Genomic DNA, 23834 nt, shown 5'->3' with positions numbered 1-23834 from the left:
GAACCGGTCAGCCGGTCAGTGGGTGGCGCCGAACAGCCGCTCCCACAGGCTCGGCCGGGCCGGTGCGGTCCGTTCCGGTGCGTCCTGGGTCTGCGCGTCGGCCGGGGACGTGGTGCCGGCGGGTGCGGTGGCGCCCGGTGCGGCGGCCTCCGGTGCCGTCGCCTCCGGTGCCGTGGCGGCGGCCGGTGCGCCCGGGACCGCGGGCACGGCCGGTGCGCCGGGGCCGCCGGCGCACCAGGGACGGCAGGGGTCTGCGGAGCCGCGGGCGCACCCGGGACGGCGGGCGCGGCCGGGACGGCGGGCGCGGCCGGTGCCCCCGGGAGCGCCGGCGCCTGCGGAACCGCGGGGGCCGCGGGGGCGGCGGGCACGGCCGGGGCCTGCGGAACCTCCGGGGCTCCCGGGACGGCCGGGGGCTCGGGGGCCTGGCGGACCGCGGTGTCCGAGGTGAGCCCGGTGTCCGGGGTGAGCGCGGCGGCCGGGGTCGACGAGCCGGCCGGGGTGGCGGGCGCGGACGGGGCGGCCGGAGCCGCGGGCAGGGTGGCCGCGCCGGGAACGGCGGGCGCGGCCACCGCGGGAGCCGACGGCACCTCGGGGACGGCCGGGGCGGCGGGCGCCGCGGGAGCCGCCGGGACGCCCGGAGCCGCGGGAGCGGCCGGGACGCCGGGGGCCGCGGGAGCGGCCGGCACCCCCGGGGCCGCCGGTGCACCCGGGACGCCGGGGACGGCCGGGGCCGCGGGAACCTGCGGTGCGGCGGGTGCGCCCGGGACGGCAGGCGGGGTGGGGACACCCGGTACGGCCGGGGCCGGCACGTCCTGGACGGCGACGGCGGCGTCGGCGGGGGTCGCCGGGGTGGTCGCCGCGCCGCTGCCGAAGAGCGTGTCGAACAGCCGGTCCAGCGGACCGTCGGACGGCGCGGCGGGCGTGTGGGTGACGGTCGCGGCGGGGACGGCCGGGGCGGGGGCACGAACGGGCTCGGCGGCGCCGGCCACGCCGGCGCCGTACACACCCAGGGTGCCGATCATGAGGGTCAGGGCGACGGAAGTGGTGACTCGGGATCGCACGATCTCTCCAGTTCGCTGTGCTGGCTGCACGGGGTGAGGACGGCGCTGAGCTTGCGGTCACGGGGCGTCGTCCACCAGTGACCCGATCGTGGCCACACGAGTCACAGGGGTCCCAGCGGTCACGCTGTGACCGGGGCGCCCCGCACTGCCCCCGGAACGGGCGACCCCGTCCGGGGGTGCGGAGGCCCCGCAGGCGGGGTCGGACCGCCGTCGCCACCCGAACCGGGGAGGGTCGGGGCGCGGCGCTCACCCGACGGCGTGGAACAGGTGTCGCGCTCACCCGTTCGGGACGGTGATGACCGCGCGTGGCTCGCCGACGGGTCCGATCTCACGCGGCGTGATCGGCCCTCGGGGCGCCGCGAGGACGGTCCGCGGGTGCCGGACGGGCCCGCGCGGGGTCGTCGAGAGAGGACGGTCCGGGCGCCGGAGGCCGTGGTAGCGTCCGCGTCGGTTGCAGTCGTTCTTCTCCGATCGCCGCGAAGCGTCCGTGTGAAGTTGTGACGGTGGGCGTCGTCGATCGGTGCTGAGGTGCCACGGCGGTGTCCACGCGACCTCCGGCTCTTGCTGTGAGGGCCGGAACCGCTCCATCTGAGAAGGACACACGCTATGCCGCAGGGCACCGTCAAGTGGTTCAACGCCGAGAAGGGCTTCGGCTTCATCGCCACCGACGACGAGGGACCGGACGTCTTCGTCCACTACTCCGCCATCGAGTCGAACGGATTCCGCACGCTGGAGGAGAACCAGCGCGTCGACTTCCAGGCCAGCCAGGGCAAGAAGGGCCCGCAGGCCGACTCGGTCCGCGTCATCTGACTTCTGCGCGGGCACGACCCGCGCACCGCGACGGCGCGGCTCCCCTCGGGGACCGGCGCCGTCGTCGTTCCCGGGGTCAGCCGAACGCCGGGCGCAGCCCCTCCCGCGCGCGCAGCACCGCCGCGACGACCACCGCGACGAGCGACCACGGTCACCGGCGGCGTCCCGTCCCGCCCCGACTCCACCGCGACCCACACCAGTGCCCAGACGGCCGTCGCGGCGTAGGGCAGCGCCGCCGTCGTCCGTCGGGCCGCGACGCCGGCTGCCAGCGCGCCGACGGCCAGCAGCGCCGCGGCCGTCACCGGGCCGAGCGGGGCGCCCCAGTAGGTCAGCGTCACCGAGAACCCGGCCACGGTCGCCAGCGACACCCAGCCCGCGTAGAAGGCAAGCGGCCCGTGCAGCAGGGCCCGGTCGGCCGCCCCGTCGGCCGGGAACGCGGCGAGCCGGCGCAGCACCAGGGCCAGGGTCACGAGCAGCGCCACGATCAGCAGCTGCGCCGTCCCCAGGAGCTCCCGGGAGAACACGACGATCCAGCCGGCGTTGAACACCGCCGTCGTCACGAACAGCCAGCCGGTCGCCCGGTGCACCGGGCGCGACCGCTGTCCCGGCAGCGACTGGTACACCGCGTACACCAGCAGGGCCAGGTAGATCAGCCCCCACACCGAGAACGCCACCGTCGCCGGGGTGACCAGTGAGGGGTAGCGGTCGCTGAGCACCCGCTGCGACTCCCCGAACGTCCCGCTCCCGCCGAGCGAGCCCGCCACCGCCTGCAGTACCGCCGCGGCGAGTACCGCCCACGTCCGTGCCGTGTCCGCCCCGGTGGCCGGGCCCACCGTGCGGCCCGCCCCCGCCGTCGTCGACGCCATCTCGGTCCTTCCGCTCGTCGTAATCATCTCGATGATAAAGACAGTTGATGCAGAAGGCATGTCGAGCGGTGCGACGACCGGCGCCCTCCGGGCCGGCGCCGGGCCCGCCACCGGTCGTCGGCCCGGCGCGCCCGGTCACCTGCCGTTCACCGGCGGTCGCGACGTCGTGCGGTCGACGTCCTCCGCTCGTCTCGCCGCTGCGCGCCCTCGCCGCGTACCCCTCGCGAAGTCGTGCCCGGAGCGCGTGTCCGGTGTTGTACTTCACAGGGATAGCGGCATCACAGGGGTTGTCGCACAAGGGGAAGGAAGTGACCTCCATGTCCTGGTGGGACAGCTACCGAGCCGTCTACGGCGCGGAGCTGCGAGCGGCCGCTCGCGAGTACGCCGACCACGGTTGGCCGCTCGTGCCGGGGCCGGGCGCGGAGGTCATGCTCGCGACGGGCGACGTGCTCGACGTGGTCGAGGTCCCGGCGGTCATCGGCCGCCGGGTCTGCCGGACGCTGCGCGAGGCAGGCGAGGTCGTGCCGGTCGCCGCGACGCCCGAGGGCACCTGGTGGTTCCCGATGAGCCCGCGGCACGCGCTCCCGGCCGAGCTGAGCCTGCACGCCGACGTCGTGCTGCACACCGACGGCATCGGCGTCGTCGCCCCGCCGACCGAGCGCCCCGAGGGCTGGGTGCAGTGGCGCGTGGCCCCGGCGCGGGTCGGCTACCGGGTGCCCGAGGCCGCGCTCGTCGTCGAGGCGATCTGCGACGCGGTGCGCCGGCGTGACGGGGAGCAGGCGCTTCCCGACGAGCAGGAGGTCCGGGCCGAGCGGCCCGGCATCCCGGGCGCCCTGCGGCGCTGACCCACCCGCGCGGCCCGGACGGGACTCCAGGGTCCGGCCCGCGCGACCGCGTACCACCCGCCCGGGTCCGTCCCGTTGTCGTCTCCGCAGGCCATTCCGCGGGACGCCGGGACCGGCCGGGTGGTGCGCACCGGAAGCGGCGCCCGAGGGGGCACTTCTCCCTCGCCGCGCAGCCGCTCCGCCGGCCACGGCCGGGTCCGGCAGGACATCCCCGGACCCGGCCGTGGCCGTGCCCCGTGCGCCCCCGGCGCCCGACGGCGCCGTCCCCGGGCACTATGGGTGTGTGCAGACCTCCCGCGCGCCGGAGCGCCCGACCCCCGTCCCGGACCGGGACCGCAGCGTCGGAACCGTCCCCAGCGTCCCCCTCGGCGGTTTCGGACCCGGTGACGAGCAGAAGCGCCGCGACCTGCGGCGGATGAAGGGCGTCGCCACCGGGTTCCTCCTCGGTGCGACGGTCGTGTTCTTCGTCGCCAAGTACTTCGAGGTCGTCCGCGGTGTCCCGGGCACGGACTACGTCCGCGCGGCCGCCGAGGCGGGCATGGTCGGCGCGCTCGCCGACTGGTTCGCCGTCACCGCGTTGTTCCGGCACCCGTTGCGGATCCCGATCCCGCACACCGCGATCATCCCGCGCAAGAAGGACATGATCGGCGACAGCCTCGGCGACTTCGTCGGGGAGAACTTCCTGTCCGAGTCCGTCGTCCGTGACAAGCTCGACCGGATCCGGGTCAGCGAGTCGGTCGGTCGCTGGATCGCCGAGCGGGAGAACGCCGACCGGATCACCACCGAGCTGGTCACGGCCGCGCGCGCCGTCGTGACCGTGCTGCGCGACGAGGACGTGCAGAACGTCATCGAGACCGTCGCGGTGCGCAAGCTGATGGAGATCCCGGTCGGGCCGCCGATGGGCAAGGCGCTCGAGGGTGTCCTGGCCGACGGTGCCCACCGCAGGCTGGTCGACCTCGTCTGCGACCGGGCCTACGACTGGGTGGCCGACAACCAGGAGATGGTCCTGCGGGTCGTGCACGACCGTGCGCCGTCCTGGACCCCGCGCTTCGTCGACGACCTCGTCGCCGACAAGCTGTTCGCCGAGATCCGGGGTTACGCCTGGGCGGTCAAGACCGACCCCGAGCACCCGTTGCGGCACGCCGTGGATCGCTACCTCGCCGAGTTCGCCCGTGACCTGCAGCACGACGAGACGACGATGGAGCGTGCCGAGCAGGTCAAGCGGCAGGTCGTGGAGCACCCGGAGGTGCAGCACTTCATCGGTCGCGCCTGGACCGTCGTGAAGTCCATGGTCCTCGACGCCGCCGACGACCCGTCGAACGAGCTGCGCCTGCGCGTGCGCGACGGCCTCATGGCCTTCGGGCGGAAGCTGGGACGCGACGCCGAGCTGCGCGCCAAGCTCGACGGCTGGCTCGCCGACGCCGCGTCGTACGTCGTGCGGCACTACCGGCACCAGATCACGACGCTGATCACCGAGACCGTCGCCCGCTGGGACGCGGAGGAGACCTCGCGCAAGATCGAGCTCCAGGTGGGCCGCGACCTGCAGTGGATCCGGATCAACGGCACCGTGGTGGGGGCACTCGCCGGACTGGTCATCCATGCGGTGGGGGAGCTCGTCATCGGGTGATCGGCCGGGTGTCGGCGGAGGACATCGCACCGTCACCGGGCTGTCACCGGAGTGGCGCACGCCACGTGACCAGCGCTAGCACTGTGCTTGCAGTAGCTAGCAGTGCCGCGTACGGTCGGTTCCGTCAGTGAGGAACGGATCGAGGCGGAAGTGAGACGGATGGTCACCGAGCGCAGGCACGGCGAGCGGGAGTCCGTCGAGCCCGTCGAGCGCGTCGCGCAGGCCGTCGAGAGCGTCGGTCAGACCGTGGGGCACGCGGTGGAGGACATCGGATCCTACATCCGCGCCCAGCGCGAGGCCGCCCAGGTCTCCATGCGGCAGCTGGCCCGCACCGCGGGCGTCAGCAACCCGTATCTGAGCCAGGTCGAGCGCGGGCTGCGCAAGCCGTCCGCCGAGATCCTGCAGCAGATCGCCAAGGGGCTGCGGATCTCCGCCGAGGCGCTGTACGTCCGCGCCGGGATCCTCGAGGAGCGGCCCGCCGGTCAGGTGACCGACGCGGTGCTCACCGATCCGACTCTCAACGAGCGGCAGAAACGTGTGCTGCTCGATGTCTACGAGTCCTTTCGCAGGGAGAACGGCCTCTCTGCCGGCACCACCGACACCCCCACCGATACGAGGAAGTGATCACCATGGCCGTGAACCTCCCCACCAGCGCCGACGTCCAGAAGCTCCGCGAGCAGACCGCCGAGCAGGCCGAGGTCGTCCGCACCCCGCTGCTCGCCGTGCTCGGCGCCGGCGACTACGCCGTCACCACCGTGAGCAAGGCCGTCACCGACGCCCGCTCCACTGCCACCAAGCGCGCCGAGGAGGTGCAGACCCGCGTCCAGGAACTCCCCGACGAGCTCAAGGAGCTCCGCGGCAAGCTGTCCTCGGACAACATCCGCAAGCAGGTCGAGGAGTTCCGCTCCGAGGTCGAGGGCGTCTACGTCGGCTTCGCCCAGCGTGGTGAGAAGGCCTGGGGTCGCATCCGCAAGCAGCCGCAGGTCAAGCAGGCCATCGCCACCGTCGAGGGCCTGACCGAGAAGTTCGACACCCGGGTCGACGAGTTCGTGGACGAGACCCACGACGCCGCCGTCAAGACCCTGGGCGCGGTCACCACGCAGACCCGCTCGGTCGGTGAGAAGGTCGCCCGCCGTGCCCAGACCGTCGCCGGTGAGGCCGCCGAGGTCGTCACCGAGGTCTCCAAGGAGGCCGCCGAGGCCATCGAGGAGGCCGGCGACGAGGTCGCCTCCACCACCCGGTCGACCGCGCGCCGTACCGCCGCCAAGACCGACCCGAAGACCGCCACCGGTGCGAAGGTCCCGGCCCGCAAGCCGACCACCCGCCGTGGCACCTCGAGCGCGTCCGCGAAGAAGTGACGCCCGCCGGGCCCCGGGCCCGGTGAGCACGACCTGCGCCCCGGCCGATCCACGATCGGCCGGGGCGCCGTCGCGTGCGGGACGGCTCGTCCGCCCGGATCCGGCGTCGGACGTGACCGTCGCCCGGGTTGTCCGTACTCTGGCCGCGTGCTGTCTCTGCCGGGTGCCCCCGATGAGCTGATCATCTTCGTGATCAAGTGGATCATGGTGGTGGTCGGCGGGTTCTCGTTCGCGCACGCTCTGATGCAACGCGCGGACGCCTTCACCGCCGCGGGCAAGCTGACGAAGAACGCCTGGCTGGGCATCACCGGCGTCGCGCTGCTGCTGTTGATCATCACGAGCGGCCCGATGTTCGGCGGCGCGATGTTCTGGCTGGCCGCCACCGTCGCGACGCTGGTCTACCTGGTCGACGTCAAGCCCGCGGTGATGGAGGTGCAGGGCGGCGGACCGCGCTGGTGAGTCACGCGCGCGGTGGCCTGTATCGCCCGAGCCGCGCGCGCGACGGGCGGTGTCGACGAGTCACCCGCGCGGCGCGCACCGTCGACGAGCCACCCGCTCGGCGGGGGCCGTGTTGACGAGGCGCCCGCCCGGGGGTTCCGGCCGCGCTGCGGCCCGCGCCGAGCGGGCGGCCCCGCGTTCGCCCTGAGCGGACACGACTCAACCCCGGGAAGCGGAGGGCCCTCCGCGTGGTTGTGCGGGGCATGAGTGACGTGCTGACGCTCCCGGTCCTGCCCCTCGACGACGCCGTGGTCCTGCCCGGCATGGTGATCCCCCTCCGCCTCGACGCCACCGACACCCGTGCCGCGGTCGACGCGGCGACCACCGGCGAACGCGACAACGACGACGGGAGACGGGTCCTCGTCGTCCCGCGGATCGACGGCCGCTACGGCGCCATCGGCGTCGTCGCCGTGCTGGAGCAGATCGGCAGGCTCCCCAACGGCGACCAGGCCGCCGTCGTGCGCGGGGAGCGGCGTGCCCGCATCGGGTCGGGCGTGTCCGGCCCCGGCGCCGCGCTGTGGGTGGAGGCCGAGCCCGTCCCGGCCGGTGAGCCCACCGGGCGCACCCACGAGCTCGCCCGCGAGTACAAGGCCCTGGTGGTCGGCATCCTGCAGGAGCGCGGGGCCTGGCAGGTCATCGACTCGGTGCAGCAGACCACCGACCCCGGCGCGCTCGCCGACCTGGCCGGCTGGGCGTCCTGGCTCGACGTCGCGCACAAGGCCGAGCTGCTCGCCGAGACCGACCTGACCGCCCGGCTGGAGAAGCTCCTGGAGTGGACCAAGGAGCACGTGGCCGAGCAGGAGGTCACCGAGAAGATCTCGAACGACGTCCGCGAGGGCATGGAGAAGCAGCAGCGCGAGTTCCTGCTGCGTCAGCAGCTCGCCGCGATCCGCAAGGAGCTCGGCGAGGACGACCCGGAGGGCTCCGACGACTACCGCGCCCGGGTGGAGGCCGCCGACCTGCCCGAGCACGTCCGCAAGGCCGCGCTGACCGAGGTCGGCAAGCTGGAGCGTTCCTCGGACCAGAGCCCCGAGTCCGGTTGGATCCGGACCTGGCTCGACACCGTGCTGGACATCCCGTGGAGCACCACGACCGAGGACTCCGCGGACCTGGTGGAGGCCCGTCGTGTCCTGGACGCCGACCACGCCGGGCTCGACGACGTCAAGGAGCGCCTGGTCGAGTTCCTGGCCGTGCGGGCCCGGCGGGAGCGCAAGGGCCTCGACACCGTCGGTGGCCGCGGCTCCGGCGCGGTGCTGTCGCTGGTCGGTCCGCCCGGTGTCGGCAAGACGTCGCTGGGGGAGTCGGTCGCCCGCGCACTGGGCCGCAACTTCGTCCGCGTCGCGCTCGGTGGCGTGCGGGACGAGGCCGAGATCCGTGGCCACCGGCGCACCTACGTCGGTGCGCTGCCCGGCCGCATCGTCCGCGCGATCCGCGAGGCGGGCTCGATGAACCCGGTCGTGCTGCTCGACGAGATCGACAAGGTCGGCAGCGACTTCCGCGGGGACCCGACGGCGGCGCTGCTGGAGGTGCTCGACCCGGCGCAGAACCACACGTTCCGCGACCACTACCTGGAGATCGACCTCGACCTGTCGAACGTGCTGTTCCTCGCCACCGCGAACGACGGCTCGGCGATCCCCGGTCCGCTGGCCGACCGGATGGAGGTCGTGTCCCTCGACGGCTACACCGAGCCGGAGAAGGTCGCGATCGCCCGTGACCACCTGCTGCCGCGCCAGATCGCCAAGGCCGGTCTCGATGACGGCGACGTCGAGTTCACCGACGTCGCGCTGTCGATGATCGCCGCCGAGTACACCCGCGAGGCCGGCGTGCGCCAGCTGGAGCGGGGTCTGGCGAAGGTGCTGCGCAAGGTGGCGGTGGAGCTGGACGCATCCGGCACGGCGCGCCCGGTGCACGTCGACGCCGACGCGCTCGTCACCTACCTCGGCCGGCCGCGGTTCACCCCGGAGTCGGCCGAGCGGACCTCGGTCCCGGGCGTCGCGACCGGGCTGGCGGTGACCGGCGCCGGTGGGGACGTGCTGTTCATCGAGGCCACCGCGATGGAGGGCGAGCCGGGCCTGCAGATCACCGGGCAGCTGGGCGAGGTGATGACCGAGTCCGTCTCGATCGCCCTGTCCTACCTGCGGTCCAAGGGGATGGCCGGTGACCTGGCGTCGCGCAAGCTGCACGTCCACGTGCCCGCCGGCGCGGTCCCGAAGGACGGCCCGTCCGCCGGTGTCACGATGACCACGGCGCTGGCCTCGCTCGCCTCCGGGCGTCCGGTCCGGTCGAGCGTGGGCATGACCGGTGAGGTGACGCTGCAGGGCAAGGTCCTGCCCATCGGCGGGGTGAAGCAGAAGCTGCTCGCCGCGCACCGGGCCGGGCTGACCGACGTGATCATCCCGAAGCGCAACGAGCCCGACCTGGACGACGTCCCGGAGTCGGTGCGCGCCGAGCTGCGGGTGCACCCGGTCGCCGACGTCGCCGAGGTGCTGGAGATCGCCCTCGAGCCGGCGACGGCCGAGCAGCCCGCGGCCTGACCTCCGTCCGATCCGCGGCCTGAGCCGCACGCTCCGGCGCCCGTCCCGCAGCACGCGGGGCGGGCGCCGTCGTGTGCGCGCCCCGCGCTCGTCCCGGCCGGTACGCCCCGCACCGTGCGTCGTGAGCACCGGTCCTCGCGCAGCTGTCCCCCGGGGGGAGCTCGCCGAAATGCAGCTCAGCGGGATTTGTCGATCTCCACGGCCCGCTGAGCTGCATCTCGGCGAGTGCGGTCGATGGCCCGGCCCACCTCGGCGACGATCTCGTCGGGCCGTCGGTGCAGGTCCAGTGCGGTGTAGCGCAGCACCCGCCACCCCGCCGCGACGAGGCGGGTGTGCCGTTGGGCATCGGCACGGGCCGCCTCGGGCGTCGCGAAGTGACCGCCGCCGTCGTACTCGACGCCGAGGTGGTGGTCCGGGTAGGCCAGGTCCAGCCACAGCGCCGTGCGCCGGGCGTCGTCGAGGACCGGGTGCTGGGGCACGGGCCGGGGGAGGCCACCCCGGACGAGGACCAGTCGTAGCCGGGTCTCCGGCGGGGAGCCGGCGCGGGGGTCGGCCCACACCAGCGCGTCGACCACCCGTCGGACACCCCGGGCGTGGGCGTGCCGAGCCGCGAGGTTCAGCAGTACGTCCGGGGCGAACGACCCGCGGGACAGTGCGTCGACGGCGACGACACCCTCGGTCGGGGACAGACGCCGCGCGAGGTCGAACGCGGTGCGGACACGCGTGGTGACCCGGACGCCGCGGACCTCGGTCACCTCGTCGGGGTGCAGGACGTCGCGGCGGACGAGCACACCGTCACAGGAGCGGGCTCCGGGGTGCGCCGCACCGACGGTCACCTCGGCCGGTGCGGCCCACGGTGCGCACGACGCGCCGAGCAGCTCGGCGGCCGAGTATCCGCTGAGCACGGCGTCCGATCCGGCCCAGCGGTGCGCCGCGAGCGAGCGGAGCCGTAGGTCGGGGCGCAGGCCGGCCTGCGCGTAGGTGTCCGGGAGCAGCCGGCGGTAGCGGGGCCCTCGTAGAAGGTCGGGCGTGACGAGACCCGCCGCCACGGCCGCGGTCCCGCGGAACACCTCGGGCCATCCGGGGATCGTCACGCGCTGATCGTGCGCCGGCCGCCCTGGCCGACGGACCGGATCGGCTGGACGCCATCGCCATCGCGAACGAGGACGTACGCCGAGATGCAGCTCAGCGGGCCACGGAGATCCACAATTCCCGCTGAGCCGCATCTCGGCGACGTTCCGGCGCGCGGCCCGGCGGACCACCGTGGGTCGCCCGCTGCCCGGCCCGTGCGGATCGGCACGTCTCGGCTGCACGACCCGTGCGGACCGGCACGTCCTCCCCGCCGCACGGACCCGGTCGGGCCGGGTGGCGGGGCTGCGGGCTCAGCGGAAGACGACGGTCCGGTTGCCCTGGATCAGGACCCGGTCCTCCAGGTGCCACCGCAGCCCCCGGGCCAGCACCAGGCGTTCGATGTCGCGGCCCCGGCGCACCATGTCGGCTGCGGTGTCGCCGTGGTCGACCCGGGCGACGTCCTGCTCGATGATCGGGCCCGCGTCGAGGTCCGCGGTCGCGTAGTGGCAGGTCGCGCCGATCAGCTTCACCCCGCGCCGGTGCGCCTGGTGGTAGGGCCGGGCGCCGGCGAAGGACGGCAGGAAGCTGTGGTGGATGTTGATCGCCCGCCCGGCCCAGGCCTCGCAGAGGTGCGCGGGCAGGACCTGCATGAAGCGGGCGAGCACGATCGCGTCCGGGGCGTCGGCGTCGACCAGCTTGCGGATCTCCTCGAACGCGGTGACCTTGCCCTGCTCGCGGGCCGGGTCGCCGGCGGCGGGGAAGGGCACGTGGTGGAACGGCAGGCCGTGCGCGGCGACGACCGGCTCCAGGGCCGTGTGGTTGCCGATCACCCGGGTGATCTCCACCGGCAGCTCGTCGGCCCACACCCGTCCGAGGATGTCGTGCAGGCAGTGCTGGTCGCGGGTGACCAGGAGCACCGCGCGCTTGCGGACGCCGGTGTCGGAGATGCGGTGCTCGCCGCCCAGCTCCGCCGCGACCGGGGCGAACCGGGCGCGGAGCTCGTCGACGTCGAAGGGGACCGAGCCGGCGTCGACGACCTGGCGGGTGCAGAACACCCCGGCCTCGACGTCGGCGTGGTAGGCGGCCTCGGTGATCGAGGCACCCAGCTCGGCGAGGAAGGTCGAGATGCGCGCGACGATGCCGGTGCGGTCCGGGCAGGACAGGGTGATCACGTAGTGGGACATCAGGAGATCCGGGAGAGGGTGAACTGGGTCTCGGCGGCGAGCAGCTGCTCGATCTGACCGGCCACCGCCTGCTCGATCCTGCCACCCACCAGCGGGACCTTCACCGTGACCTCGGCCCGGATCCGGACCTCGCTGCCGCCCTCGACGTCGGCGATCCGCATCACCGACCGCGCGGTGGCCGGGGTGCCGACGACCTGCACGGACCCGGTGCCGTCGTAGACGCCCTCAGTCCCGGCGCGCCACTGCTCGCTGCGGTCGATCTGCAGGTCCCCGCCGGGCACGAACGACGTGACGATCGAGGGCAGGTGCTCGCCCGGGATCCCGTGCCGCAGGGTGTAGCGGACGCCGTCCGCGCCTGCCTCGTACTCGGTCACCCCGGCGCCCGGTCCGCCGATGTGGCGCAGCTGCTCCTCGAGCAGGTCGCGGTCGACCATCGCCGCGTAGACCTTCGAGGCCGGGTGCGCGGACGTTGCGCGGTAGTCGATCGAGCGCGGCATGGGCGAAGGCTACCGTTGCCGGCGTGAGTTCCCCCGCTCCGACAACGGTCGACCCGATGCTCAGTGCGCACACCACGCTGCGGCTCGGCGGCCCGGCCTCCCGGATCGTGCGCGCCGAGGGCGCGGACGAGGTCGTCGACGCCGTCACCGCGGCCGACCGGGCGGGCGAGCCCGTGCTGCTGGTGGGCGGGGGCTCGAACCTCGTCGTCGCCGACGCGGGGTTCGACGGCACCGCCGTGCTGGTCGCCGGGCAGGGCGTGCGCCACGAGCGCGACGGCGACCACGTCCTGGTCACCGCCGAGGCCGGTGTCGACTGGGACGAGCTGGTGGCCGGCACCGTCGCCGACGGCCTCGGCGGGCTGGAGTGCCTGTCCGGGATCCCGGGTCGGACCGGGGCGACCCCGGTGCAGAACGTCGGGGCCTACGGCGTCGAGGTCGCCGACCTGCTCGTCGACGTGGACCTCCACGACCGGCGCACCGGCACCGTGCGCGAGCACGTGCCCGCGGCGGAGCTGGGGCTGGCGTACCGGACGAGCGTCCTGAAGGGCCGCGACGACGCGATCGTCCTGCGGGTCCGCTTCGCCCTGCGTGCCGACGGCCGGTCCGCCCCGGTCCGCTACGCGGAGCTGGCCCGCACCCTCGGTGTCGAGCCGGAGACGCGGACCGACCCGGCCGCCGTCCGTGAGGCGGTGCTCGGGCTGCGCCGCGGCAAGGGCATGGTCCTCGACGCCGCCGACCACGACACCTGGTCGGCCGGGTCGTTCTTCACCAACCCGATCCTGGCTGCGGACCGGGCCCCGCAGGTCGAGGGCCTCGCCGCGTGGCCCGCGGGGGAGGGCCGGGTCAAGCTCAGCGCCGCCGGCCTGATCCAGCACGCCGGTTTCGCCCGCGGGCACGCCGGGCCCGGCGGGCGGGTGGCGCTGTCCACCCGGCACGTCCTCGCCCTGACCCACCGCGGGGGCGGCGCGACCGAGGACCTGCTGGCACTGGCGCGCGAGGTCCGCAACGGGGTGGCCGACCGGTTCGGGGTCACCCTGCATCCCGAGCCGGTGCTGGTGAACTGCGCCGTCTGACACCCTCTGTACGCGAGCGTCCGGTTCCCGTTGCCCCGCACGGGGGACCGCGTCGTCCTGGCGATCACGCAGCCGCGCACCCGGCGTACCGTCGATGCGCAACGCAAGGATCGAGTGCGTGGGGGACGGGTTGCGACGGGTACTGATCGTCGTGGTGGCGCTGGTCGCCGCCCTGGGCGTGGTGGGTGCGGTCGCGCTCGCGGCGTCGCCGCAGGACCCGGCGGGCCCGCAGGCCGCGCCACCCCCGGCCGGCCCGCAGGTGAGCTACCAGCCGCCCGTGCGCGGCGCAGGCGGAACGGGCACCGACACCGCCTCGGCGGCGACGGCGAACCCGGCGCAGCCGGTGTCGGTCCGCACGGCGGGCGGCACACTGGACGGGGTGTCGCTGACCGGCCCGGACGGCGACGCCGTCGCCGGCGCGCTGTCCCCGGACCACACGACCTGGACCAGCAGCGGTGACCTGGACTTCGCCACCACCTACACCTGGCACGGTCGCGCCGTCGGCCCGGACGGCACGGCGACCCCGGTGCAGGGCACCGTCGCGACGCTGGAGCCCGCCCACACCGTGCGCGGCACCCTGAACATCGGCGACGACCGCACCGTCGGCATCGCCGCGCCGATCGAGATCCAGTTCGACCGGCACGTCGAGGACAGGGCGGCGATCGAGAAGGTCCTCGAGGTCACGACCTCGAAGCAGGTCGAGGGCGCGTGGGGCTGGCTGCCCGACGAGAACGGCGGCTCCCGCGTGCACTGGCGGCCGAAGGCCTACTGGCCGTCGGGCACGAAGGTCACCGTGGACGCGCCGCTCAAGGGCGTCGACTACGGCGGCGGCAGCTACGGCGCCGAGGACCTGACCACCTCGTTCACGATCGGCCGCGCTCAGATCGTGAAGGCCGACGCCCGCTTGTTCCGGATGATCGTGATCCGCGACGGCAGGCAGATCGCGGACTACCCGGCGTCCTACGGCCTGGCCGACGACCCGAACCGCAACACCCGCTCGGGCATCCACGTCGTCACCGAGAAGTTCACCGACAAGCGGATGGTCTCGCAGCAGTACGGCTACGACGTCGTCGAGAAGTGGGCCGTGCGGATGAGCAACAACGGCGAGTTCATCCACGCCAACCCCGTGTCGGCCGCGGCGCAGGGCGCCGCGAACGTCACCCACGGCTGCGTGAACCTGTCGGTCGAGAACGCCAAGGCCTACTACGACACCGTCCTCTACGGCGACCCGGTCGAGGTCACCGGCACCCCCGTGCAGCTCTCCGCCCGCGACGGCGACCTGTGGGACTGGACGCTGTCCTGGGAGAGGTGGAAGGGGTTGTCGGCGCTGGCCTAGCGGGTACCCGCCCGCCATGAGCGTTCCCGACGACCGCGCCGCCACCCGTTCCACCCCGCTGCCGGAGGAGGAGGGCACCGAACCCGGTGCCGAGCAGATCCTGCGCGAGTCCGAGGAGCGGGTCGCCGGCGCCGCCCGGGGCGAGCGCCCCGGTGACGACGCCGACGAGAACCGCCGGTCGGAGGAGACCCTCTAGCGGCGGTGCCGCCGGGTGCCCGACGCCTGGTCACGCGGCTTGAGCACGATCTGGTCCAGGTTGACGTGCGACGGCCGGGTCGCGGCGAAGACGATGGTGTCGGCCACGTCGTCCGCGGTCAGCGGGGTGAGGCCCTCGTAGACCTTCGCCGCCTTCTCGGCGTCGCCGAGACGTACCTCGGAGAACTCGGTCTCCACCATGCCGGGGCAGATCTCGGTGATCCGGATCGGCTCGCCGAGCAGTTCCCCGCGCAGGGTGCGGTGCAGCATCGCCTGGGCGTGCTTCGCTCCGGTGTAACCGGCGCCGTTGTCGTAGAAGTCCAGCGCGGCGATCGAGGTCACGGTGACGATGTGGCCGTCACCGGAGGCCCGCAGCTTGGGCAGGAAGGCCTGGGTCAGGCGCAGGGTGCCGGCGACGTTGGTCTCCCACATCCAGCGCCAGTCCTCCTCGTCGGCGTCCGCGACGGGCTCCAGGCCCTTCGCGCCCCCGGCGTTGTTGACCAGCAGCCTCGCCTCGGGCACGGCGTCGGCGAAGGCGCGGACGGACTCCCGGTCGGTGACGTCGAGGGGGAGCGCGGTGCCGTCGATCTCCTTCGCGATCTCCTCGCAGCGCTCCACCCGGCGGGCCCCCAGCACCACGTGGAAGCCCGCGGCAGCGAGTGCGCGGGCGGTGGCGGCGCCGATCCCGGAGGAGGCGCCGGTGACGACGGCGGTCGGACGGTCGTTCGCGGTCATGCCGCCGAGCCTATGACCTACCTCGGCTCGACGCCGCGTTGCGCCGACCGGTCGCCGCGGCGGGCCGCGGCCCGCTGCGCCGAGAACACCGCGGCGCCGAACAGGCCCACCCCGACACCGGCGATGCAGGTCCAGAACCAGGCCCCCGCACCGTCGGCGGGACCGAGGCCGGAGCCGGTGACCATGGCGAACGCGGCGGCGACGCCCGCGCCGATCGCCCACAGCGCCATCCCGCCGAGGATCACCGGCGGCGACTCGTAGAAGCGCGCCGGCAACGGCGGCGGGGGCGGTGGGTCGCTCGCGCGCTCGCTGTCGTGGGCCGTCACGGGGCCGTAGCCTAAACGGTGCACGGACGGAACCCGCACCGTTGCACCACGTCTAGGGTGTCGCCGTGATCGAGCGCCTGTTCCGCGTCACCGAGCGCGGCTCCACCGTCTCCCGCGAGCTGCGCGGGGGTCTCGTCACCTTCATGGCGATGGCCTACATCATCGTCCTGAACCCGCTGATCCTGGGCAGCATCACCCCGGGTGACCCGTCGGCCAAGGCCGATGCGCTGGGCGGGATCCTCCCGGTCGCGCAGGTCGCCGCGGTGACCGCCCTGGTCGCGGGCGTGATGACGATCCTGTTCGGCGTCGTCGCGAACTACCCGTTCGCGATCGCCACCGGCCTGGGGATCAACACCCTGCTGGCCGTGACCATCGCGCCGCTGATGAGCTGGCCCGAGGCGATGGGCCTGGTCGTCATCAACGGCGTGATCATCGTGATCCTGGCCCTGACCGGCTTCCGGACGGCGGTGTTCAATGCCGTACCCACCGAGCTCAAGACCGCGATCGCGGTCGGGATCGGCGCGTTCATCGCGCTGATCGGCCTGGTCGACTCCGGCTTCGTGCGCCGGCTGCCCGACGCGGCCAACACCACCGTCCCGGTCGGGCTGGGCACCGGCGGCTCCATCGCCTCGTGGCCGACGTTCGTGTTCGTCGTCGGGCTGATCATCGTCGGAGTGCTCGTCGCCCGCGGTGTCCGGGCGGGCATCCTGATCGGCGTCGTGGCGAACACGATCATCGCGATCGTCGTCGAGGCGATCGTCCGGGTCGGCCCCGGCAGCCCGACGAACCCCGGGGGCTGGTCGCTCGCGGTGCCCGCGATCCCCGCACAGATCGTGGGCCTGCCGGACCTGTCGCTGGTCGGGCAGGTCTCGCTCGGCGCGTTCACCCGGCTCGACATCATCACCGTCGTCCTGCTGATCTTCACCCTGGTCCTGGCGAACTTCTTCGACGCCATGGGCACGCTCACCGGGCTCGGCCGCCAGGCGGGGCTCACCGACTCCGACGACAAGCTCCCGGACGTCGGGAAGGCCCTGGTCGTCGAGGGCGCGGGCGCGGTCGCCGGTGGTGTGGGGTCGGCGTCGTCGAACACGATCTTCGTCGAGTCCGCGGCGGGCATCGCGGAGGGCGCTCGGACGGGCCTGGCCAACGTGCTGACCGGTGTCCTGTTCCTGCTGGCGATGTTCTTCACGCCGTTGTACTCGATCGTCCCGGTGGAGGCCGCCGCCCCGGCGCTGGTCGTGGTCGGCGCGCTGATGTTCCGCCAGATCACCTCGGTCTCGCTCGACGACCTGCGCACCGCGATCCCGGTGTTCCTGACGATCACCGTCATGCCGTTCACCTACTCGATCGCCAACGGCATCGGCGCCGGGTTCGTCAGCTACGTCGCGCTCGCCGCGGCCACCGGCCGGGCGAGGCAGGTGCACCCGCTGATGTGGGTGGTGGCGGTGCTGTTCGTGGGGTACTTCGGCGTGGGACCGTTGCGGGAGCTGCTCGGCTGAGAACCCGCCCTTGCGTGCGCGACGAAGGTTAGGCGAACCTCAATCTCGTCGCTTCGTGGTGGGAGCGGCGCGTCAGTTCGGGACAGGAGAAGGCCCCGGACCCCCACAGGGTCCGGGGCCTCCTTCTTTCCCCGGTCACACCCGGCCCGCCGCCGAGCGGTCAGGGTGCGTAGATGCGGACCCAGTCGACCTGGAAGTCCAGCGTCTCCGGTGAGGTCGCGTCCGGCGCCGGGATCCAGTCGTCGCCGTAGGGCCCGATGTCCTGCTGCATCGCCAGGTGCATCGACCGGGGCGGGATCTGCTCGGGGTCGGTGGTCCGGAAGACCTCGTCGCCGTCGATGTAGAACACGACCCGGTCGGGCAGCCACTCGACGGCGTAGGTGTGCCACTGCGTGAAGTCACCGCGGATGGTCCTGCCGACCTGGCTGTTGTCCTCGCCGTAGTGGACGATCGTGTGCGTCTCGTCCCGCAGCGGCTTGGGGATCTCCATGAAGTTGAGCTCGCCGCCCTCGGGCCAGTCCTCGGCGTCCGGCCAGAGCAGCGCCACGTCGCCGTAGCCGACGCCGGGGTTGGTCTTCGCCCGGATCTCCCAGCGGCCGTACTGCTGTCCGCCCCGCCAGGCCAGCCCGGCCGAGGTGCGACCACGGCTGGTCAGCACCAGCTCGCCGTTGCGGAGCGAGATGTTCTCGGCACGGTGCCTGCCGTTCCCGCCGGTGGTCTCCCCGGTGTAGGGGCTCCAGCGGGTGCGGTCGAGCGCGGCGCCGTCGAACTCGTCGTGGTCGGTGAGACGCCAGCCGTGACGCACGGCCGCCTCGGTGTCCGAGCGGGACGCGGGGTCGAGCTCGCCGACGTCGGTGGGCCGCTCCTGGTCGTGCATCCCGCCCGGCGCCGGTGCCGACGGTGCGGGCGTCGGTGTGGGCGAGCCGGTGAGCAGCGACGGGTCCGTGGCGACGGTGACGACACCGGCCAGCACGGCCAGGCCGGCCACGATGCCGACGACCGCGGGCCAGCGGCGACGGGACGGGGCCTCGGGGTCGTGGTCGGGCTCCAGCTCGCTCGCGTTCTGCACGACGCGCTCCTCCACCGTCGACGCCGGGTCGCCGGAAGCCTAGGAGGGTGCGGCTGTGGGGTTGCTGAGGCCCGGGCCGCGCACCGCGCCGGGGGCGCCTGCACGTCTCCGCTCTCCTCAACCGGTGATCACGCTCGGGTGGGGCCCGATCAGCCGGACGAGCCCGGGGCCGTCCCGCCGTCGGTCGTCCCGCCGTCGGTCGTCCCGCCGTCGGTCGTCCCGGCGGCCGTGCCCCCGTCGAGGGTGTACTGACGGACCCAGTCGACCTGCATCTGCGTGTCCGCTCCCGAGCCACCCTTGGGGAACCAGTCGAGCTGGATGCACAGGTGCATCGGCCCGGGCGGCTGGACCTTCTGCTCGGTGGTCTCGAACCACTTCTCGCCGTCGACGTAGGCGGTGATCCGGTCCGGTGTCCACTCCAGCGCCCAGTTGTGCCACTGCGTCGCGTCGATCTCGACCGAGCCCTCGACCTGGGAGTTGTCCGCGCCGTAGTGGAAGAAGGCGTTGGTCTTCTGCCGCTGCGGATCCATCATCTCCATGAAGTCGAGCTCGCCGCCCTCGGGCCAGTTCTCGGCGGTGGGCCAGAGCAGGAGCAGGGCGTTGTACGACGGGTCCCCGACCGGCGCCCGCACCCGGCCCTCCCACCGGCCGTACTGCTGGGAGCCCTCCTTCCAGGCCATGCCCGCGGTGTTGCCCTCGCTGTCGCCGGTGATGGTCAGGACCCCGTCCGCGACGCTCGCCGCGTCCGGGGTGCGACGGCCGTTGCCCGCGTGCCCGGCGCCGTCGTAGATGCTCCAGCCGTCGGTGCCGTTGTCGAACTCGTCGGCGCGGACCGGTTGCCCCCACCCCAGCGTCGCCGCCGCGGTGGTGCCCTCGGCGGTCGTGGCACCGCCCGCCTCCGGGGCGCTCCCGGTACCGGGAGCGGGGTCCAGGGTGTCGCCCGAGCCGCTGTCGCCCGAGCCGGTGTCGCCCGAGCCCGTGTCGCCCGAGCCGGTGGGGCACGGCGCAGGGGACGTCCGGCCGCCGCCGGTGCCGGTGCCGGTGCCGCCGAGGAGGCCCGCCGCGGCGTCGTCGCTGGTGCCGTAGGCGGTGGACCCGGATCCGTCGGGCGCGCCGGAGGTGGTGCCGCTCCCGGACGACCGGGTGTCCGGTGTCCCGGTGCCGCCGGAGGAGTCGGTTCCGACATCGCTGTCTCCGGCCCCGTCGTCGCCGCGTCCGGACCCGTCGTCGCTCCCGGAGCCACCCGGTCCCCCGGAACCGTTCCCGTCACCGGACCCGTCGTTCCCTGCCCCGTCGTTCCCGGAGCCACCGGACCAGTCGCCACCGGACCCCTCGCTGCCGGACCCCTCGCTGCCGGACTCGGAGCTGTCGGACCCGGAACTGTCGGACGAGCCGCTGCCGGCCCCGTCACCGTCGGCACCGTCCGAACCTCCGGAGCCCGAGTCGTCGGATCCCGAGCTGCCGGAGCCCGGGTCGTCGGATCCTGAGCTGCCGGATCCTGAGCTGCCGGAGCCCGGGTCGCCGGAGTCCGAGCTGCCGGAGTCCGGGCTGCCGGATCCCGGGTCGTCGGAACCCGAGCTGCCGGATCCCGAGCCGTCGGAGCCCGGGCCTGCGCCGGAGGAGCCGCCCGACCCGGCGCACACCTCCCCACCGGCCCCCAGCTCCAGGTCCGGCCGCGGCGCCCCCGCGGCGTCCTGACCGGTGCTCACCGACGGCGTCGCGGGGCTGCCGGGTTCCACGCCCAGCAGCTCCCCGCTGGGCCCCAGCGCCAGCAGGACGACGGTGACCCCCTTGGCCAGCAGGGACTTCAGCAGCTGCTCGAGCTCGTCGGCGGTCATCGCCCACTCCAGGGTTCGGTCATGTCAGTCGTCCACGTCGGGGGTGTCGGTGGTGATCGGGGTGTCGGCGGTGACCAGCCAGTGGCCCGCCTCGTCGAGCTGCAGGACCACCCGGGTACGCCAGCGGCGGAGCTCGGCCGGGGTTGCGGGGCCGGCCGTCGTCGTGCGGACGGTCGCGACGAGCGCCGTGCGCCCGCGCGACCAGTCGGTGGCGCCCTCGTCGAGGCGCTCGACCTCGACGGTCCGCTGCGCGCCGGGCGGTGGCGGGTCGAGGACGGGCGCACCGGCCGCGGCGGGACTGCCCGGCAGCGCGTACGGGGTCGCATCGAGGGTGGTGCCCCCGGTCGCGTCGGCCCCGGCGTGGTGGGCCGCGACGAGATAGGCGCGCGTCACGGCCCCCGGCGACGAGGGCCGCGTGGCCGGTACGGCCGGCTCCGGCCCGCGGAGGGGACCGGGATCGCCGAGGGCGTCCCGGTCGGCCGAGGTCAGCACGGCCTGGGACGGCGGTCCGGGCAGCAGCGCCGGAACCAGCAGGGCCAGGGGCACGGTGAGGACCGCGGCGAGCACGAACAGCGGCAGGGAACGTCGCACGGGGTCACTCCGCGAAGCTGATGTGGACATGGTCGTAGTGGCCGCCGGTCGCGTCGGAGGTGTCGTAGACCCCGCCACCGGTGTAGCGGCGGCCCCAGCCGGAGCCGTCGGCACGCACCGACGGGTCCCAGTAGCGGCCCTGCCAGATGAGGTAACGGACCTTGAGCGGAGCGGCGTTGCGTTCCAGCCAGTGCGCGATCGCCCAGCCCTCGTCGAGGTCGGTGCCCTTCGCGAACGCTCCGGCCGCGCCGGTGAACACGTCGCAGGCCTTCCCCTTCGGATGGTCCGACCGCGGGTTCTGCCGGTGCTCGTCCCAGCAGCCGACGGTGTCGATCGTCGGTCCGAACACCGCGTCGACGGCGTCGAGGCCGTGCCGGGCCGCGCCGGTGAGACAGCCGTCGGAGCGCACCGGGTCGGGCTCGTGGCATCCCGTCGAGCCGCCGGTCCAGGCGGGCGCGGGCGCCGCGGCGGGGTCCCTCGCCGGGGTCGCCTTCGCCGGGGCCGCCTTCTGCGGCGGTGGCGGGGACGACTCGCGGTCGTCGACGGGCGTCGTGCCGGAGTAGTCGGCGACGAAGCCGTGCACCGCATCCAGGTAGCGCCGGACCGCCGACGCGCACGCCTGCGAGCAGTCCGCCTCGCCGGCCGTCGGTACCCCCGATGCCGAGCCGGTGACCCGGCTGCAGCCCGCGATGTGGCAGACGAGCATCGCGTCGAGCACCGGTACGTCCTTCGGGGTCGTCGCCAGGTACCCGGCGGCCGCGCGCAGGGTCGAGCAGAGCCACGGCACGACCACGCGCAGATGCCCCTCCGGGTCGGTCGACGCCGCGTCCGGCCACGGTGCGCCGCCGGCCGCGACCCAGGTCCGTTCCGAGACCTGCAGCAGACCGACCGCGGTGCCGGTGCGCAGCTCCGGGTCCCAGCCCGACTCCGCCTGCACCTGGGCGACCACCCACACCGGCGGCAGCTCCGGACAGCCCTGCGACGTCAGCTCGGTGACCAGGTCGAGGTGTGGCCGCGCCGCCTCCGGCACCCGGGCGGCGTCGACGCCCGAGGTGACCGGTTCCGCGGCGGGGGCGGCCGGGGCCCGTCCCGCCGTCCCCAGCAGGAGCGCGACGACGACCGGGACGATCAGCAGTACACGCACGGCTCACCGGACCGTCCCGGTCGGAACGGGCAGTACGCCCCGCATCGGGCGCAGCCCGCCGACGCCGGCCGGGGCGAGCGGTCGGTCCAGCCGCCCGGACGCCGTCAGCGCGGCGACGACCCGGCCGATCGCGTCGGCGTAGCGGCGGATCGCGGTCGAGGACCCCGGCCGGCCGAGGACCCCGGCCGCGTCCGACCAGGGATCCGCCGAGCGGGCCCAGCCCGGCACCGCGGGCAGCGCGACGACGGCCGCCCAGCCGGTGCCCACGGCGTCGGCGTCGATGCCGTCCGGGTCGGCGGTGCCCGGGTGCAGCACCAGGACCGGCGCGGCGGTACCCGGCGCCGGAGCGACGTGGGCGGCGGCGGCCAGCCCGGCGGTGGTGTCGCGGGTGACGACGACGTCGGGCAGCAGGTCCGGCCCGCACACCCGCCCCAGGTCGCGACCGTGCAGGGCCCGGGCGACGGTGGTCGTCCCGACCCCGCCGGCCAGGCCCCCGACCACCGGCCTGCGCCCGCTCACCGCACACCACCCCGGGCGAGGTCGACCGGCGACGGCCGCGGCGCCGGTGCGGCCGCGGGGCCCGCGTCGACGACCAGCTCCTCGCCGGCGAGCACCAGGCCCACCTCGAGCCGGACCCAGCGTGCGGCGAGCCCTCGCCATCCGCGCGCGGCCGGGGCCGGGGCGCCCGCGGGCGCGCCGATGGGGTCGTCGGGCTCGGGCTCGGGCGCGGCCGTCCCACGGGCGTCGACGCGGCGGTAGGGCACGACCCGCACCCGGACGTCGACGACGGCGCGGTCGCCCTCGACGCGGACGCGGCCCGGCAGCACGAGGTCGGCGCGCTGGCGTCCGGTCCCGGTCCAGCCGAGCAGCCCGTCGGCAGCGGAGGCGGGCAGGTGGGTGGCGAGGACACGGCCGCGACGGGCGACGTCGTCCTCGTCCCAGGACAGCAGGTCCGCGGCGAAGGCCCCGGCCAGCGCGGACGCCTCGGCGGGATCGATGCGCGACGGCGGAGCGGTCCCCGCGGACGGGTCGGTGGCGGGCCACGGTCCGGGGTGGTGAGGACCCGGGCGCGGCGGTGCGGACGGCGGTGCGGACGGCGGTGCGGACGGCGGGGCGGCGGGCGTGGTGACCGGGCCCGCGTCGGTGCCCGTCGGTGCCGGGGCTCCCGGTGCCGGGCCGTCCGGGCCGGGCGTGGCCGTGCCCGCCGATGCCGGACCGGCCGACGCCGGTGCGGTCGCAGTGGCGGCCCGGGCGGACGGCGGGGAGCCGGCGTCGACGTCTCCCCGATCACCGGTCCCTGTCGTCGCCGCGGGTGCCCACGCCGCCCAGGCCGCGGCGACGTCGTCGGAGACGGCGGCGGGGTCGGTGGGGGCCGGCCCGGCCGGGGGCCCCGGCGGGAAGCCGAACGGGTCGGTCACCGGCTCCGGCTCGGCGTCCGGCTCCTGCGGCGGGCGCCGCGGGGTCCAGACCGCGGGCCGTGCCGCGGCGGTCGCGGGACCTCCCCCCGCGGTGGTCCCGCGCGGACCGCCTGCCGGGGCCGCCGGGGTGTCCTCCCGTGGGCGGGCGGTGGCGGGACGCGGGACCGGGGCGGGTGCCGGGTCGTCGAGCCAGGGATCGGGGTCGTCGTGGGGGAGGAGGTCGTCGCGGGTGCGTCCGAACAGACGGAACGGGGACATC

At 74.7% G+C, this 23834-nt stretch carries 23 protein-coding genes and 1 pseudogene; 11 read left to right on the top strand and 13 right to left on the bottom strand.

Annotation, left to right across the window (positions count from 1 at the left end; all coding sequences use genetic code 11):
* Positions 1-15: 15 nt before the first annotated feature.
* A complete protein-coding gene (locus KPF47_RS32360) occupies positions 16-207 on the bottom strand; it encodes a hypothetical protein (RefSeq protein WP_224392550.1) in 192 nt (63 codons plus the stop codon).
* 1460 nt (positions 208-1667) lie between these two features.
* Between KPF47_RS32360 and KPF47_RS32355 the strand changes: the two genes are divergently transcribed.
* Positions 1668-1871, top strand: coding sequence for a cold-shock protein (locus KPF47_RS32355; RefSeq protein WP_020627638.1), 204 nt, complete (start codon positions 1668-1670; stop codon positions 1869-1871).
* 347 nt (positions 1872-2218) lie between these two features.
* Here the strand turns inward: KPF47_RS32355 and KPF47_RS41165 are convergent.
* A pseudogene (locus KPF47_RS41165) lies at positions 2219-2737 on the bottom strand (tryptophan-rich sensory protein); the annotation flags it as partial.
* Positions 2738-3054: 317 nt separating this feature from the next.
* Between KPF47_RS41165 and KPF47_RS32350 the strand changes: the two are divergent.
* The 6 genes from KPF47_RS32350 to lon all read left to right on the top strand — a co-directional run bounded on the left by KPF47_RS32350 (position 3055) and on the right by lon (position 9599).
* Positions 3055-3582 carry a bifunctional DNA primase/polymerase gene (locus KPF47_RS32350; protein ID WP_224392549.1) on the top strand — a complete coding sequence of 176 codons (528 nt, stop codon included), beginning with the start codon at positions 3055-3057 and terminating at the stop codon, positions 3580-3582.
* A 283-nt stretch (positions 3583-3865) separates the two neighbouring features.
* Positions 3866-5209 carry a DUF445 domain-containing protein gene (locus KPF47_RS32345; RefSeq protein ID WP_374108929.1) on the top strand — a complete coding sequence of 448 codons (1344 nt, stop codon included), beginning with the start codon at positions 3866-3868 and terminating at the stop codon, positions 5207-5209.
* A gap of 159 nt (positions 5210-5368) precedes the next feature.
* Complete coding sequence (locus tag KPF47_RS32340) at positions 5369-5833, top strand: helix-turn-helix domain-containing protein (RefSeq protein WP_224392548.1); 465 nt, start codon at positions 5369-5371, stop codon at positions 5831-5833.
* A gap of 5 nt (positions 5834-5838) precedes the next feature.
* Positions 5839-6567, top strand: a complete 729-nt coding sequence (locus tag KPF47_RS32335; protein ID WP_224392547.1) for a hypothetical protein — start codon at positions 5839-5841, stop codon at positions 6565-6567.
* Between the two features lie 147 nt (positions 6568-6714).
* Positions 6715-7026: a DUF2516 family protein gene (locus KPF47_RS32330; RefSeq protein ID WP_374108928.1), complete on the top strand. Its 312-nt coding sequence runs from the start codon at positions 6715-6717 to the stop codon at positions 7024-7026.
* Positions 7027-7268: 242 nt separating this feature from the next.
* Positions 7269-9599, top strand: a complete 2331-nt coding sequence (gene lon, locus KPF47_RS32325; protein ID WP_224392546.1) for an endopeptidase La — start codon at positions 7269-7271, stop codon at positions 9597-9599.
* A gap of 176 nt (positions 9600-9775) precedes the next feature.
* Here lon and KPF47_RS32320 read toward each other — a convergent pair whose 3' ends face one another.
* From KPF47_RS32320 to KPF47_RS32310, 3 genes are all read right to left on the bottom strand, one after another.
* Positions 9776-10693, bottom strand: coding sequence for a DUF559 domain-containing protein (locus tag KPF47_RS32320; RefSeq protein WP_224392545.1), 918 nt, complete (start codon positions 10691-10693; stop codon positions 9776-9778).
* A 288-nt stretch (positions 10694-10981) separates the two neighbouring features.
* A complete protein-coding gene (gene purU, locus KPF47_RS32315) occupies positions 10982-11854 on the bottom strand; it encodes a formyltetrahydrofolate deformylase (protein ID WP_224392544.1) in 873 nt (290 codons plus the stop codon).
* The gene (locus KPF47_RS32310; protein WP_224392543.1) at positions 11854-12351 is read right to left on the bottom strand and encodes a DUF2505 domain-containing protein; all 498 of its coding nucleotides are present in this window, start codon (positions 12349-12351) and stop codon (positions 11854-11856) included. Before KPF47_RS32310 ends, purU begins: the two co-directional genes overlap by 1 nt.
* Positions 12352-12374: 23 nt before the next feature.
* On the opposite strand from KPF47_RS32310, the gene KPF47_RS32305 reads away from it, so the two are divergent.
* From KPF47_RS32305 to KPF47_RS32295, 3 genes are all read left to right on the top strand, one after another.
* Positions 12375-13424, top strand: coding sequence for a UDP-N-acetylmuramate dehydrogenase (locus KPF47_RS32305; RefSeq protein WP_224392542.1), 1050 nt, complete (start codon positions 12375-12377; stop codon positions 13422-13424).
* A 118-nt stretch (positions 13425-13542) separates the two neighbouring features.
* Positions 13543-14760 carry an Ig-like domain-containing protein gene (locus KPF47_RS32300; RefSeq protein ID WP_224392541.1) on the top strand — a complete coding sequence of 406 codons (1218 nt, stop codon included), beginning with the start codon at positions 13543-13545 and terminating at the stop codon, positions 14758-14760.
* Between the two features lie 16 nt (positions 14761-14776).
* Entirely contained in the window at positions 14777-14956 is a 180-nt protein-coding gene (locus tag KPF47_RS32295) for a hypothetical protein (protein ID WP_224392540.1), read from the top strand.
* Here KPF47_RS32295 and KPF47_RS32290 read toward each other — a convergent pair.
* The gene (locus KPF47_RS32290) at positions 14953-15690 is read right to left on the bottom strand and encodes an SDR family NAD(P)-dependent oxidoreductase (RefSeq protein ID WP_224392539.1); all 738 of its coding nucleotides are present in this window, start codon (positions 15688-15690) and stop codon (positions 14953-14955) included. The genes KPF47_RS32295 and KPF47_RS32290 overlap by 4 nt on opposite strands.
* Positions 15691-15707: 17 nt before the next feature.
* Positions 15708-16016, bottom strand: coding sequence for a DUF2530 domain-containing protein (locus KPF47_RS32285; protein ID WP_224392538.1), 309 nt, complete (start codon positions 16014-16016; stop codon positions 15708-15710).
* A 65-nt stretch (positions 16017-16081) separates the two neighbouring features.
* Between KPF47_RS32285 and KPF47_RS32280 the strand changes: the two genes are divergently transcribed.
* On the top strand, positions 16082-17515 hold the full coding sequence (locus tag KPF47_RS32280; protein ID WP_224392537.1) for an NCS2 family permease: 1434 nt from the start codon (positions 16082-16084) through the stop codon (positions 17513-17515).
* A gap of 160 nt (positions 17516-17675) precedes the next feature.
* On the opposite strand, the gene KPF47_RS32275 is transcribed toward KPF47_RS32280, so the two are convergent.
* The 6 genes from KPF47_RS32275 to KPF47_RS32250 form a co-directional block, all read right to left on the bottom strand.
* Positions 17676-18584: a family 16 glycosylhydrolase gene (locus tag KPF47_RS32275; RefSeq protein WP_224392536.1), complete on the bottom strand. Its 909-nt coding sequence runs from the start codon at positions 18582-18584 to the stop codon at positions 17676-17678.
* A 149-nt stretch (positions 18585-18733) separates the two neighbouring features.
* Positions 18734-20422 carry a glycoside hydrolase family 16 protein gene (locus KPF47_RS32270; protein WP_224392535.1) on the bottom strand — a complete coding sequence of 563 codons (1689 nt, stop codon included), beginning with the start codon at positions 20420-20422 and terminating at the stop codon, positions 18734-18736.
* Positions 20423-20446: 24 nt separating this feature from the next.
* Positions 20447-21013, bottom strand: a complete 567-nt coding sequence (locus tag KPF47_RS32265) for a hypothetical protein (RefSeq protein ID WP_224392534.1) — start codon at positions 21011-21013, stop codon at positions 20447-20449.
* A 4-nt stretch (positions 21014-21017) separates the two neighbouring features.
* Positions 21018-22157 carry a hypothetical protein gene (locus KPF47_RS32260; RefSeq protein WP_224392533.1) on the bottom strand — a complete coding sequence of 380 codons (1140 nt, stop codon included), beginning with the start codon at positions 22155-22157 and terminating at the stop codon, positions 21018-21020.
* Between the two features lie 3 nt (positions 22158-22160).
* The gene (locus KPF47_RS32255; protein ID WP_224392532.1) at positions 22161-22676 is read right to left on the bottom strand and encodes a hypothetical protein; all 516 of its coding nucleotides are present in this window, start codon (positions 22674-22676) and stop codon (positions 22161-22163) included.
* Positions 22673-23833 (bottom strand): hypothetical protein, encoded by a 1161-nt coding sequence (locus KPF47_RS32250; protein ID WP_224392531.1) that lies wholly within the window; start codon positions 23831-23833, stop codon positions 22673-22675. The genes KPF47_RS32255 and KPF47_RS32250 overlap by 4 nt, the downstream gene beginning before the upstream one ends.
* Position 23834: the final 1 nt, after the last annotated feature.

It is taken from the genome of Pseudonocardia sp. ICBG1293, from assembly GCF_020131355.1.
GTDB lineage: Bacteria > Actinomycetota > Actinomycetes > Mycobacteriales > Pseudonocardiaceae > Pseudonocardia.
This window is presented reverse-complemented; position numbering and strand designations above follow the sequence as displayed.